This window comes from Streptomyces sp. NPDC001985, from assembly GCF_040296845.1.
GTDB lineage: Bacteria > Actinomycetota > Actinomycetes > Streptomycetales > Streptomycetaceae > Streptomyces.
Genome location: NZ_JBEOYB010000082.1, coordinates 1 through 13618 on the forward strand (window position 1 = coordinate 1; position 13618 = coordinate 13618).

A 13618-nucleotide genomic window follows, 5' to 3' on the forward strand; every position below is an offset into this window, starting at 1 on the left:
CTCCATTTACTTTTAATTTTACAAAATCTTGTGGGGCTTCACTCCCACACGCCGCTGCACGCCCGCGACCGGGTCCGGTCGCGGGCTTCCGCCGTGCGGTGCGGGGCGGACCGCTCGGGTCCGCCGGGGGCTGCTACAGCCCGACTTCCCTCATCAGCATGCCGACCTCGGTGTTGGTCAGCCGGCGCAGCCAGCCGGACTTCTGGTCGCCGAGCGCGATCGGCCCGAAGGCGGTGCGCACCAGCTTGTCGACCGGGAAGCCGGCCTCGGCCAGCATCCGGCGGACGATGTGCTTGCGGCCCTCGTGAAGGGTGACCTCGACCAGGTAGTTCTTGCCGGTGTTCTCCACGACGCGGAAGTGGTCCGCGCGGGCGTAGCCGTCCTCCAGCTGGATGCCGTCCTTGAGGCGCTTGCCGATCTCGCGCGGCAGGGGGCCCTGGATGGCGGCGAGATAGGTCTTCTTCACGCCGTACTTGGGGTGGGTGAGACGGTGGGCCAGCTCGCCGTGGTTGGTGAGCAGGATGATGCCCTCGGTCTCCGTGTCGAGCCGGCCCACGTGGAAGAGGCGGGTCTCGCGGTTGGTGACGTAGTCGCCGAGGCACTGGCGGCCGTCGGGGTCCTCCATGGTGGAGACGACACCGGCCGGCTTGTTCAGCGCGAAGAAGAGGTGGGACTGGGTGGCGACGGTCAGGCCGTCGACCTTGATCTCGTCCTTGTCGGGGTCGACCCGCACCCCCTGCTCGACGACGATGGAGCCGTTCAGCTCGACCCTGCCCGCCTCGATCAGCTCCTCGCAGGCGCGCCGGGAGCCCATACCGGCCCTGGCGAGCACCTTCTGGAGCCGCTCACCCTCCTGGTCACCGAAGGTCTTGGGGGTCTTGACCTGCGGCTTGTCCGCGTAGCGCTCGCGGTTGCGCTCCTCGGTGCGGGCGTCGTACTCACGGGAGCGCGCGGGCGCGTACCCGCTGCGGCCGCCACCGCGCTGGGGGGACTGCTTCGGACCGCCCTTGGCGCCGCCGCGGGCCGCCGCGCCGCGCCCCTTGCGCGGTCCCTCGGAGGAACCGCCCACGTCGTAGCGGCGCTCCTCGGGACGGGGCTTGTCGGCGCGCTTCTGCTTGCTGTCGTCGCGGCCACCCCCAGCCCTCGGCCGGGAGGCGCCCCCACCGGCACCCCGGTGGTCTCCGCGCCCGCCGCTCTTGCCGCCGCCGCTGTTCCCGCTGCTGTTCCTGCCGCTGCTTCGCATCAAAGTTCCGTCGTTGGATTGTCTGGATGTCGGTCTGGCTGTCGGTCTGCATCAGCCTCCGGAGCGTCCGGATCGAACAACGTTACGCCTTCCTGCGTCTCGGCCTCGATCGCGTCCGCCTCGGGGAGGAAGGGCGCCGGCTCCGGCAGCTCGTCCAGGCCTCGCAGGCCCATCCGCTCCAGAAAGTAGTTCGTCGTCCTGTACAGGATCGCACCTGTTTCGGGTTCCGCGCCCGCCTCCTCCACCAGACCGCGCTGGAGGAGGGTGCGGAGCACACCGTCGCAGTTCACTCCGCGCACCGCGGAGACACGGGAGCGGCTGACGGGCTGGCGGTACGCGACCACCGCGAGGGTCTCCAGGGCGGCCTGGGTGAGCCGGGCCTGCTGGCCGTCGAGGACGAAGCGCTCGACGGCCCAGGAGTGCTCGGACCGGGAGTAGAAGCGCCAGCCGCCCGCGACGGACCGCAGCTCGAAGCCCCGGCCCTGGAGGGTGTACTCGTCGGCCAGCTCGCGCAGGGCGTCGGCGACGGCCCGGCGCGGATGCTCCAGGATCTTGGCGAGGTGCTCCTCGCCGGCCGGTTCGTCGACGACCATCAGTACGGCTTCGAGGGCGGGCTTCAGATCGCTCACGCCGGGTCCTTCGCGGTGTCGGGTGCTCGGTCGAACTCATCGGTGACGGTGACGGTGGCGCCGGGGCCGCCGCCGGTCCAGGTGACCAGCAGCTCGCCGAGGGGGTCGGGCTGGTCGAGGGCGACGGCCCGGTCCCGGTACAGCTCCAGCAGGGCGAGGAACCTGGCGACGACGGTGAGGGTGTCCCCGGCGCCCGCCACCAGCTCCGCGAAGACGGCGCTCCCCCGCTCGCGCAGCAGGGCGACCACGATCCCCGCCTGCTCCCGGACGCTGACCAGCGGCGCGTGGATGTGGTCGACACGGATCTCCGGCGGCGGCTTCGGCATCAGGGCCTTCGCCGCGAGCCGGGCGAACCCCTCGGGCCCGATGCTGATCACGACCTCGGGGAGCAGCTCGGCGTGGTGGGGTTCCAGGCCGACGGTACGGGGGTGGCGGCGGCCCTCCGTCACCAGCCGCTCCCCGAGGATCTCGGCGATCCGCTTGTACGCGCGGTACTGGAGCAGCCGGGCGAAGAGCAGGTCCCGGGCCTCCAGGAGCGCGAGATCGGCCTCGTCCTCGATCCGGGCGACGGGGAGCAGCCGGGCGGCCTTGAGGTCCAGGAGGGTGGCGGCGACGACCAGGAACTCGGTGGTCTGGTCGAGGTCGCCGTCGCCGCCCATGGCGCGGATGTGGGTCATGAACTCGTCGGTGACCCGGGAGAGGGCGACCTCGGTCACATCGAGCTTGTGCCTGGAGATGAGCTGGAGGAGCAGGTCGAAGGGGCCCTCGAAGTTCGCGAGCCGCACGGTGAACCGGCGGTCGCGGTCGGGGGGTGCTCCACCGGTGCCGGGCGCCTCGGACGCGGGCGCGTCCTCCGGGAGCGGGTGCGCGGCGGGGGCCTCCGGCGTGTCCCCTGTGACGTACCGCTCCGGCTCCTCCGGCGCACCCGGCTCGTCCGGCTCCGCGACCGCGCTCGGCGCGGGCGGCAGGGCGGGAACGGCCGGCAGGGCGGGCGCGGGCGGCAGGGCGGGCGCGGGCGGCAGGGCGGGCGCGGGCGGCTCCACCGGTCGCGTCGGCTCTTCGGGCTCGTCCGGTCGCGTCGGCTCGACGGGCTCACCCGGATCACCCGGCGCGGGCGGCGGCGCGGCTCCCGGGCCCCGGCCCAGGGCGCGGCGCGGCGGGCGGGACGGGTCGGTCGGGGGCATCGCGGTCCAAACAGGGGCGGACGGTACGGCCGGCGGCGCGGACGGTCCGGAGAGGTCGGGCAGGGGCAGCGCGCAGGCTACCCTCAGCGGCCCCGCAGACGCCGTACGAGAATGCTCGCGTCGCCGCGCTGTTCCAGATCCGCCAGCACCACGGCCACCGCCTCGCGCACGATACGGCCGCGGTCGACCGCGAGCCCGTGCTCGCCGCGCAGCACCAGCCGCGCGTGTTCGAGGTCCATCAGCTCCTCGGCGGAGACATAGACCGTGATCTTCTCGTCGTGCCGCTCACGGCCGCTGGGGCGGCGGTTGGCGCCGCGGCCCCTGCCGCGCCGCCCGGGAGCCGCAGCGGGCTCCTGAGGGGCCTGGGAGCGCCGGGGCTTGGCAACGGAGGGCGGGGGCTGTGCCGCGGGCTCCTGGGCCCGGCTGCGGCCCTCCACGCCGGTCTCCGCTTCGGCCGCCGCGTGCTCCTGGGGCTCGGGACCGGTCTGCCGGTCGCCCTCGCCCGCGGGTGCGGGCACCCTGGCGGGCTCGCCGTTCGCCTGCCGGCGCGGCGACGACGGCTGGAGCGCCATCCCCCCGGTGGTGCGGAACAGCTCATCGGCCCCCGGGAGACTCACTCGGCGTGACACCGGGCGAGCACCTCCCTGGCGAGCTGGCGGTAGGCTGCCGCGCCGACCGAGTTGGAGGCGTAGGTGGTGATCGGCTCGCCGGCCACCGTGGTCTCGGGGAAGCGCACGGTGCGGCCGATGACCGTGTGGTAGACGTGGTCGTCGAAGGCCTCCACCACGCGCGCGAGCACCTCGCGGCTGTGCACGGTGCGCGAGTCGTACATCGTGGCGAGGATGCCGTCCAGCTCCAGGTCGGGGTTGAGCCGCTCCTGGACCTTCTCGATGGTCTCGGTCAGCAGCGCGACTCCGCGCAGCGCGAAGAACTCGCACTCCAGCGGCACGATCACCTTGTGGGCCGCGGTCAGCGCGTTGACCGTGAGCAGACCCAGCGAGGGCTGGCAGTCGATCACGATGTAGTCGTAGTCCGGCAGCAGCGGCTTGAGCGCGCGCTGGAGTGTCGACTCGCGCGCGACCTCGCTCACCAACTGGACCTCGGCCGCCGACAAGTCGATATTGCTCGGCAGCAGGTCCATGTTGGGCACCGCGGTCTTCAGCAGCACCTCGTCCGCCGACATGCCCCGCTCCATGAGCAGGTTGTAGACCGTGAGGTCCAGCTCCATCGGATTGACGCCGAGGCCGACCGACAGGGCACCCTGCGGGTCGAAGTCGACGAGCAGGACGCGCCGTCCGTACTCCGCGAGCGCGGCGCCCAGATTGATGGTGGACGTGGTCTTGCCCACGCCGCCCTTCTGGTTGCACATCGCGATGATCTTCGCGGGGCCGTGGTCGGTCAGCGGGCCCGGGATCGGGAAGTACGGGAGGGGCCGCCCGGTGGGGCCGATCCGCTCGCGGCGCTGGCGCGCGGCGTCGGGGGCCAGGGTGGCCGCGTACTCCGGATCGGGCTCGTACTCGGCGTCGGGGTCGTAGAAGTGCCCCTCGGGGACTTCCTCGTAGGCGGCGAAGTGGGTGGACTCTCGGCCACTCTCGTTGCCGGCCGTGGCGTTCACGTGTTGGCCGTCCGTCATCTTCATCGTGTGGGCTGTCGTCATGTGCGTGGTGTCCTGGCGTGTCGCGAAGGTCCGGACAGCTACGGAGCCGACAGCACCCAGCCCGGACGACGGGCTCTGTCCCCGTACAGGCGTTACCGCGTGACCACCTCCGGGAGTAAATGTCGACTCATTCACAAGTCGTCTTACCTCCTTGGATGTGACCAGGACTTTATCGATAGGTCAGCGTGGCACCATGCCGACGGTTGGCGACTCTATGGCGTGTCACCGCTCCGCAGCAACACAATCCACCGGACCGGACCCGATGTGTCGGCAACGGAACACCCTTCTGTCAAGGGTGTGCGGCCATTCGTGGAGGGGTGGGCCGAGCGCTTTCCGGGGTGCGCGAATCGGTTGAAGGGTTGCGTTCAAGGCGAGTTGAACCGCGCGGCCCCCACCCGGACACACCCGCGGCCGGACCTCGCGCAGCAAGGTCCGGCCGGGGGCACGATGTTGACGGGTGCGTTGACCTCGGCGGGTCCGTCAGCCGAGGAGCGCGGCCAGGTCGGTGCGGGGCAGTCCGTGGGCCTCGGCGACCGGGCCGTAGACGACCTCTCCGTCGTGGGTGTTGAGGCCCAGGGCCAGCGCCGGGTCCCGGCGGAGCGCCTCCACCCAGCCCCGGTTGGCCAGTTCGACTATGTACGGCAGCGTGGCGTTGGTGAGCGCGTGGGTCGAGGTGTGCGGGACCGCGCCCGGCATGTTGGCGACGCAGTAGAAGACCGAGTTGTGGACCATGAAGGTCGGCTCGGCGTGGGTGGTCGGGTGGGAGTCCTCGAAGCAGCCGCCCTGGTCGATCGCGATGTCGACAAGGACACTTCCGGGCTTCATCCTGGCGACCAGCTCGTTGGTGACCAGCTTCGGGGCCTTGGCCCCGGGGATGAGCACGGCGCCGATGACGAGGTCGGCCTCGACAACGGCCTTCTCCAGCTCGTAGGCGTTGGAGACGATCGTCCGCACCCGGGTGCCGAAGATCTTGTCCGCCTCGCGGAGCTTGTTGATGTCCCGGTCCAGCAGGGTGACCTGGAAGCCCATGCCGATGGCGATCTGCGCGGCGTTCCAGCCGGAGACACCGCCGCCGATGACGACGGCGCGGCTCGGGTGCGTACCGGGGACTCCGCCGGGCAGGACGCCCCGGCCGCCGGCCGAGCGCATCAGGTGGTAGGCGCCGACCTGGGGGGCCAGCCGGCCCGCGACCTCGGACATGGGGGCCAGCAGCGGCAGGGCGCGGCCGGCCGTCTCCACCGTCTCGTACGCGATGGCCGTGGTGCCGGACTCCAGCAGCGCGTCGGTGCAGGCGCGGGAGGCGGCGAGGTGGAGGTAGGTGAAGAGGGTCTGGTCCTTGCGGAGGCGGTGGTACTCCTCGGCGATCGGCTCCTTGACCTTCAGCAGCAGGTCGGCGGTGGCCCAGACCTCGTCGGCGGTGGGGAGGATGCGCGCACCGGCGGCGAGGTACTCCTCGTCCGTGATCGAGGAGCCCAGGCCGGCGTTCTGCTCGATGACGACCTCGTGGCCGTGGCGCACCAGCTCGTGCACTCCGGCGGGGGTGATCGCCACCCGGAACTCGTTGTTCTTGACCTCGCGGGGGATGCCGACCTTCACGTCGATCACGGTCCTTGGCTCAGGGGATACAGGGGGAATCCAGCAGATGGGGGACTTTCCGGGCGCACCGGAAGACACCACGGGGAATGACGCGGTGGAGCCAGTCTAATGAAGGAATTCCCGCTGTCTAGCCTTACAAACCATTAATCTTCGTGCGTGACGCTACGGATTTCGTAGGCTGAGCCCGCCGATCTCCGACTCTTCGTCCTCCGCTTCCAGGAGCCGTTCGGCGGTGGTGCGGTGCAGCCCGGCCGCCGCCGGGTCGCCGAGCCGCTCCAGGGTGTCGGCCAGCCGGAGCTGGAGCGCCGCCTGGAGGCGGCGGTCCCCGGCGCGCCGGGCCCACTCCACCGCCTCGTGGCAGGTGTGCAGCGACTCCTGGGGCCGGCCGGCGTACTCCTGCACCCGGGCGACCTCGCTCAGCGCCCGCGCCTGGGAGGGGAGGTCGCCCACCCTGCGGTAACCCGCGACCGCGGCCCGCCAGTTGCGCAGCGCCTCGCCGTAGCGGCCCGCGTAGGTGTGGGCGGTGCCCAGACGCCCGTACAGCCGGGCCTCGTCCGCGCGCTCGCCCCGGGCCTGGCGCTGCGCGAGCGCCCTGCCGTACCAGTCGGACGCCCGGTGCCAGTCGCCCAGCTCCTGGTAGGCGCCGCCGACGGATTCCATCGCACGGCCGGTCGCGTAGGGGTCGTTCGCCGCGCGTCCGGCGTCCAGCGCGGCGCGGTAGCGGGTCAGCGCGTCGGCGGTACGGCCGGTTCTGGCGTCCAGGTCGGCGAGGTTGAGCAGGGCGGCGGCGGCCTCGCGGTGCAGCCCCCGGCGCTCGGCCACCCCGAGGACCAGCCGGTGCAGTCCGTACAGCTCGGGGGCGGCGGCGTCGGTGCCCCGGTGCGCGGCCAGCGCCCGCACCAGCGCGGCGACCAGCCGCCGGGCCAGGGTGTCCAGCTCGCCGTCGGCGACCGCGACCCGCGCGGCGGCCAGCAGCGAGGACTGCCGGGCGCGCAGCCACCGCCCGGCCGCCTCCGGGCTCTCGAACCGCAGGGGGCGCGGCATGGCGGCGAGGGCCTTGCGGGCGGGGGCGCTCTCCGGCTCGGTCACGGCCCGGCAGGACTGGAGCCTGCGGACCGCGCGCTCCAGCATCCTGGCCCGCGCCACCTGCACGTCGGCGGGTTTGTCGGTGCTCTCGCGGACCGCGCCCACCAGCGGCAGCAGGGCACCGGGGACCCGGTACTGGTCGCCCTCCCGGTGCAGCAGCCCCATGGCCGTGAAGCCGTCCAGCGCGTCCTGGGCGTCCGGCACCGCGCAGCCGGCCAGCGCGGACGCCGTGTGCGCGTCGGCGAGCTGGGCGGGGGCGAGGGTGAGCAGCCGCAGCAGCCGGGCGGGGGACGCCGGCAGGGACTCGTACACCAGCCGGAAGGCGCGGGCCAGGGGGCGGACGGCCTGGGGCTGGTCGCCGTCGTCGGGGAGGGCGCGCAGTTGGCGGGTGGCGTCGGCGACGGAGAGTTTCGGCCGGGCGGCGAGCCAGCCGCCGACCAGGACCAGGGCGGCGGGCAGCCCGCCGCACTCCTCGGCGACGGATTCGGCGGCCTGGGGGTCGACGGTGATCCGGACCGATCCGGTGAAGGTGGCGAGCAGCTCGATGGCGGCCTTGGCGTCCATGCCGCCGAGGGTGCAGGGGCGGACATCGGGGATTCCGGTCAGCGGGCCGGAGGAGACGGCGACGACCAGACAGCCGCAGTCGTCGGGGAGCAGGGGGTCGACCTGTTCGGCGTCGGCCGCGTCGTCCAGGAGGAGGACGGCGCGGCGGCCGGCGAGCGCCTCGCGGACGAGCTGGGACAGCTCGTCCTCGTCGGCGCCCGGGGGGCCCTGGATGCCGAGGTCGCCGAGGAGGCCGCGGGCGGTCTCCTCGGTGGGGACGCGCCGGCCGTCGGGCTCGGTGAGGCGGGCGCTCAGCACGCCGTCCGGGTAGCCGTCGGCGACCCGGTCGATCAGCTGCCGGGCGAGGGCGCTGCGCCCGGAGCCGGGGCGGCCGGCGATGAGGAGGACCCGGGCGCGGGGGGCCTTGCGGCCGGCGATGGTGTCGAGGCCGGCGCGTTCGATGTCGCCCTGAAGGGATTTCAGCTCACGCTGCCGGCCGAAGAACTGCTCCCCGGGCGCTCCGGCCCGGCCGCCCGACTCCACCGCCTGATCCGCCACGGGCCATGCTCCCGTCCAGTCCGTGCACCTGCTGAGCCCGCAGGGGGTCCGCACGGGCGTTCCGAGAGTAGTTCACTCTCTGCGACGAAATGGGGGGAGCGTGTCCGTCATATCGCCTGATCGGATCAATCGGATTGCCCGATGATCCTATTGATCGGACATTCCCGGGCACCTGGCAGCACCCAGCCCCGCCGGAAACCCGGGCAAACCCAGCCCCGCCGGCGATTGAGACGCGGGGGCTCGGGGGCCGGCCCCCGACCGAGGCCCGCACCGTGCGGGTCACCCGTGGTGCGGGGCCCGTCCTCACACTCCCCGGAGCTCCCTCCGGGAGGCGCCCCCGGACAGGCGCTGGAGACGCTCGGGCGGGGGCACCCGGGGCGCCGGAGGGTGTCCGCGAGTGGCGGGCCCGCCGGAAGCGGCACCCCGGGGGTCAGGAGACGAAGGGGCGCGCCGGCCACGGGGAATCAGCCGGGCGGAGAGCCTCGAACCCCTCCCCCGCCAGCGCCGCCGCAGCCGCCAGCACCCCCGTCACCAGACACGTGTTGTGCAGCTCCCCGGCCAGCACCCCCGTCACCAGCTCCCCCAGCTCCACCCTCCCCAGCTCCATGTCGGCCTCCTCCTCCGACACCTCGTACCGCTCCCCCTCCGCCGCCGAGAGATCCCGCGCGAGAAAGATCCGTACCGCCTCGTCGCACCCCCCGGGCGTGGTGTACACATCCGTCAGCACCCGCCACGTCTCGGCCTTCACATGGGCCTCCTCGTACAGCTCGCGCTGCGCCGCGTGCAAGGGGTTCTCCCCCGGGATGTCGAGCAGCCCCGCCGGAATCTCCCAGAGCTTCTGCCGCACGGGGTGCCGGTACTGGCGCAGCACCACCACCCGCCCGTCGTCGTCGAGGGCGAGCACGGCCACCGAGCCGGGGTGGACCTGGTAGTCGCGCCGGTGGACCGAGCCGTCGGGCATGACCACATCGTCCGTGCGGACACTGGTCTTGTTGCCCCGGAACGGGGTCGAGGTGGCGGTGACCCGCCACTCCTCGGGGGTGTCCTTGATGGCCATGTCTGTCGTCCTCCCGCAAATAGACCGGGGTACGTATCGACACATCGATACGTACCCCGGTCAACGGTAGCGCCTGGGAGTCACTCCCCTGTCTTGCGCTCCACCGCGGCCTTCACCAGACCCGCGAAGAGCGGGTGCGGGCGGGTCGGGCGGGAGGTCAGCTCCGGGTGCGCCTGGGTGGCGACCAGGTAGGGGTGCGTCTCGCGCGGGTACTCGACGTACTCGACGAGCTTGTTGTCCGGGCTGGTGCCGGAGAAGACGATGCCCGCCTTCTTCTCCAGCTCGGCGCGGTACGCGTTGTTCACCTCGTAGCGGTGGCGGTGGCGCTCCTCCACATACGGCTGGTCCGCGTAGACCTCGCGGACGATCGAGCCCTCGGCGAGCTTCGCCGGGTAGAGCCCGAGGCGCATGGTGCCGCCGAGGTCGCCCGCGCCCTCGACGTACGCCAGCTGCTCCTCCATCGTGGAGATCACCGGGTGGCCGGTGGCGGCGTCGAACTCGGTGGAGTTCGCGTCGGGGATGCCGGCCAGGTTCCGGGCCGCCTCGATCACGATGCACTGGAGGCCCAGGCAGAGCCCGAGCAGCGGGACGCGGTTCTCCCGGGCGTACTGGATCGCGCCGACCTTGCCGCTGACACCCCGGTCGCCGAAGCCGCCGGGGATGCAGACCGCGTCGACGTCGGCCAGCTGCCGGGCGGCGCCCGCCGGGGTCTTGCAGTCGTCGGAGGTGACCCACTTGACCTTGACCCGGGCCCGGTTCGCGAAACCGCCGGCGCGCAGCGCCTCGGTCACCGAGAGATAGGCGTCGGGCAGGTCGATGTACTTGCCGACCAGGGCGATCGTGACCTCGTGGTCGGGGTTGTGCACCCGGTCCAGCAGGTCGTCCCAGGTCGTCCAGTCCACATCGCGGAAGGGCAGATCCAGCTTGCGGACGACATAGGCGTCCAGGCCCTCGGTGTGGACGACCTTGGGGATGTCGTAGATGGAGGGCGCGTCGGGGCAGGCGATGACCGCCGCCTCGTCCACGTCGCACATCAGGGAGATCTTGCGCTTGATGGCGATCGGCACATCGCGGTCGGCGCGCAGCACGATGGCGTCCGGCTGGATGCCGATGTTCCGCAGGGCGGCCACCGAGTGCTGGGTGGGCTTGGTCTTCAGCTCGCCGGAGGGGCCGATGTAGGGCAGCAGCGAGATGTGGACGACGAAGACATTGTCCCGGCCGACCTCGTGGCGGACCTGGCGGACGGTCTCCAGGAACGGCAGCGACTCGATGTCGCCGACCGTGCCGCCGACCTCGGTGATCACGACATCCACGTCGTCGGTCGCCATCCGGCGGATGCGGTGCTTGATCTCGTTGGTGATGTGCGGGATGACCTGGACGGTGTCGCCCAGGTACTCGCCCCGCCGCTCCTTCGCAATCACCTGGGAATAGATCTGCCCGGTGGTGACATTGGCGGAGCCGTCGAGGTCGACGTCGAGGAAGCGCTCGTAGTGACCGATGTCCAGGTCGGTCTCGGCGCCGTCGTTGGTGACGAACACCTCACCGTGCTGGAACGGGTTCATCGTGCCGGGGTCGACGTTCAGATAGGGGTCGAGCTTCTGCATCGTGACCTTGAGGCCCCGTGCCTTCAGCAGCGCACCCAGGCTGGAGGCCGTCAGGCCCTTGCCGAGGGAGGAGGCGACACCCCCGGTGACGAAGATGTGCTTGGTCGTCATGGATTTGGGCGGCATCGCCAAGAGGGGGCTCCCGTGGTCGCGAGGGTGAGGTGCGTACCGGCGGCCTCCCGGCTGTTCAGGGGGGCGCCGTCGCTGCGGTTGCGGGGCTCCTGCTGAGCACAGGCCTGCCACCGGTCCACGGGGTACCAGGGTATCAGCGACAAACGGTGGCCGCTCCCGGCCACGCGCAGCCACTCCTGTACCTCTCTCACCAGGCATTCACCCTTGGCTCACCCGTTCGGAGTACTCGGGTTGTCGAGACCGCCACGCGGATCTCTCCGGTGCGTCGTATCCTGCTCGGACACTCGCTTTGAAGAGAAACGCGCAGGGGCGCGCTCAATTGAGCAGGGTGGTGGTGGGCGACGGGTGACACAGGCCAAAAGCGACATCCCCGGATTCAACCCGTGACCCCAGGCTCGTCCGCGACCCTTGACGCCAGTAAGCGCCCCGAGGGGCGGACATGGCCGTTCGACTGGAGATGCACGTGGCCGGGCGCATCGAGGATTACGCACTCATCGGAGACATGCAGACCGCCGCACTGGTCTGCCGCGACGGCACCGCCGACTGGCTGTGCCTGCCGCGCTTCGACTCGCATGCCGTCTTTGCCGGGCTGCTCGGTACCGAGGAGCACGGATTCTGGAGAATGGGTCCCGCCCATCCCGCACACGCCGAGCCGCCCGCGGCGGACCGGCGGCGGTATCGCGGTGACTCCCTGATCCTGGAGTCGGAGTGGGACACACCGCGCGGCACGGTCCGTGTGACCGACTTCATGCCGCCGCGGGACGGGGCTCCGCAGCTGATCAGAATCGTGGAGGGGGTATCCGGACGGGTGCCGATGCGCTCCGCGCTGCGGATGCGCTTCAGCTACGGACGGATCACCCCCTGGGTCCACAAGGTCGACAGCCGCACGGTGGCCGTCGCCGGACCCGACTCGGTCTGGCTGGACACCGAGGCCGAGACCTACGGCAAGGACCTCACCACCTACTCCGACTTCACCGTCTCACCCGGTGAACGGGTCGCCTTCACCATCAGCTGGCAGCCCTCCCACCACCAGCCGCCCGCGCTCCCCGAGCCCGAGGCGTCGCTGGACGCGACGGACGAGTTCTGGCGCGAGTGGGTGGAGCACTGTACGTACCACGGGCCCTACCGCGAGGCCGTGATCCGCTCGCTGATCACCCTCAAGGCCCTGACCTACGCACCCACCGGCGGAATCGTCGCCGCCCCCACCACCTCCCTCCCGGAGGAGATCGGGGGCGTACGGAACTGGGACTACCGCTACACCTGGCTCCGGGACGCGGCGATCACCCTCTCCTCCCTGCTGCGCACCGGCTACCGCGAGGAGGCCCTCGCCTGGCGCGAATGGCTGCTGCGCGCCGTCGCCGGCGATCCGGAGAACCTCCAGATCATGTACGGCATCGCGGGCGAGCGCGAGCTGGGCGAGGCGGAGCTGGACTGGCTGCCGGGCTATGAGAACTCCGGCCCGGTGCGCGTCGGCAACGGCGCGGCCCACCAGCTCCAGCTGGATGTCTACGGAGAGGTCACCGAGGCGCTGCACCTGGCCCATATGACGGGCCTCGCGCGCAACGACTACGCCTCGCTGCTCCAGCTCCGGCTGATCCAGTACCTGGAGAAGCACTGGAACGAACCCGACGAGGGCATCTGGGAGGTGCGCGGGCCGCGCCGCCACTTCGTCCACTCCAAGGTGATGGCCTGGGTGGCCGTCGACCGGACGATCAAACTGATCGAGTCCGGGGACGCGGACGGACCGCTGGACCGGTGGCGCGATCTGCGCGACGAGATCCACCGCGATGTCTGCGAGAAGGGGTACGACCCCGAGCGGAACACCTTCACCCAGTCGTACGGCTCCAAGGAGCTGGACGCCTCGCTGCTCCTCATCCCGCAGATGGGCTTCCTGCCACCGGACGACAAGCGGGTCATCGGCACCATCGAGGCGATCCAGCGGGAGCTGTCCACCGAGGACGGCTTCATCCTGCGCTACCCCACCTCCGGCGGCGACGCCGGAGTGGACGGCCTGGAGGGCGACGAGGGTGCCTTCCTCGCCTGCTCCTTCTGGATGGCGGACGACCTCGCGATGATCGGGCGGGTGGACGAGGCCCGCAAGCTCTTCGAACGGCTGCTGGCGCTCCGCAATGATCTGGGGCTGCTGGCGGAGGAGTGGGACCCGCGGCTCCAGCGGCAGGTGGGGAACTTCCCGCAGGCCTTCAGCCATGTGCCGCTGATCGACACGGCGCTGCGGCTGACCGCGTCGGGGGCGTACGGAGGGTAGGGCCAGGGCCCCGGTGGGCGGGCCGGCCGGGTAGCGTCCCAGGTCAGCCCGTCGACCGAGTGA

10 protein-coding genes are annotated in these 13618 nt (G+C 71.7%); 1 reads left to right on the plus strand and 9 read right to left on the minus strand.

Features of this window, described 5'->3' with window-relative positions; genetic code table 11:
* Positions 1–133: 133 nt before the first annotated feature.
* From ABT122_RS28365 to pyrG, 9 genes are all read right to left on the minus strand, one after another.
* Positions 134–1243: a pseudouridine synthase gene (locus ABT122_RS28365; protein WP_351558091.1), complete on the minus strand. Its 1110-nt coding sequence runs from the start codon at positions 1241–1243 to the stop codon at positions 134–136.
* Positions 1243–1872 (minus strand): SMC-Scp complex subunit ScpB, encoded by a 630-nt coding sequence (gene scpB / locus ABT122_RS28370; RefSeq protein ID WP_451066951.1) that lies wholly within the window; start codon positions 1870–1872, stop codon positions 1243–1245. Before scpB ends, ABT122_RS28365 begins: the two co-directional genes overlap by 1 nt.
* The gene (locus ABT122_RS28375; protein WP_351558093.1) at positions 1869–3056 is read right to left on the minus strand and encodes a segregation and condensation protein A; all 1188 of its coding nucleotides are present in this window, start codon (positions 3054–3056) and stop codon (positions 1869–1871) included. Before ABT122_RS28375 ends, scpB begins: the two co-directional genes overlap by 4 nt.
* Before the next feature lie 83 nt (positions 3057–3139).
* Positions 3140–3673, minus strand: a complete 534-nt coding sequence (locus tag ABT122_RS28380; RefSeq protein WP_351558125.1) for a hypothetical protein — start codon at positions 3671–3673, stop codon at positions 3140–3142.
* The gene (locus ABT122_RS28385; RefSeq protein WP_392021576.1) at positions 3670–4695 is read right to left on the minus strand and encodes a ParA family protein; all 1026 of its coding nucleotides are present in this window, start codon (positions 4693–4695) and stop codon (positions 3670–3672) included. Before ABT122_RS28385 ends, ABT122_RS28380 begins: the two co-directional genes overlap by 4 nt.
* Before the next feature lie 498 nt (positions 4696–5193).
* A complete protein-coding gene (gene ald, locus ABT122_RS28390; protein WP_351558127.1) occupies positions 5194–6309 on the minus strand; it encodes an alanine dehydrogenase in 1116 nt (371 codons plus the stop codon).
* A 162-nt stretch (positions 6310–6471) separates the two neighbouring features.
* Entirely contained in the window at positions 6472–8496 is a 2025-nt protein-coding gene (locus ABT122_RS28395) for a tetratricopeptide repeat protein (RefSeq protein WP_351558097.1), read from the minus strand.
* Between the two features lie 430 nt (positions 8497–8926).
* Positions 8927–9553, minus strand: a complete 627-nt coding sequence (locus tag ABT122_RS28400; protein ID WP_351558099.1) for an NUDIX domain-containing protein — start codon at positions 9551–9553, stop codon at positions 8927–8929.
* 80 nt (positions 9554–9633) lie between these two features.
* A complete protein-coding gene (gene pyrG / locus ABT122_RS28405) occupies positions 9634–11283 on the minus strand; it encodes a CTP synthase (protein ID WP_351558101.1) in 1650 nt (549 codons plus the stop codon).
* Positions 11284–11752: 469 nt separating this feature from the next.
* Between pyrG and ABT122_RS28410 the strand changes: the two genes are divergently transcribed.
* A complete protein-coding gene (locus ABT122_RS28410; protein ID WP_351558129.1) occupies positions 11753–13555 on the plus strand; it encodes a glycoside hydrolase family 15 protein in 1803 nt (600 codons plus the stop codon).
* Positions 13556–13618 lie beyond the last annotated feature (63 nt).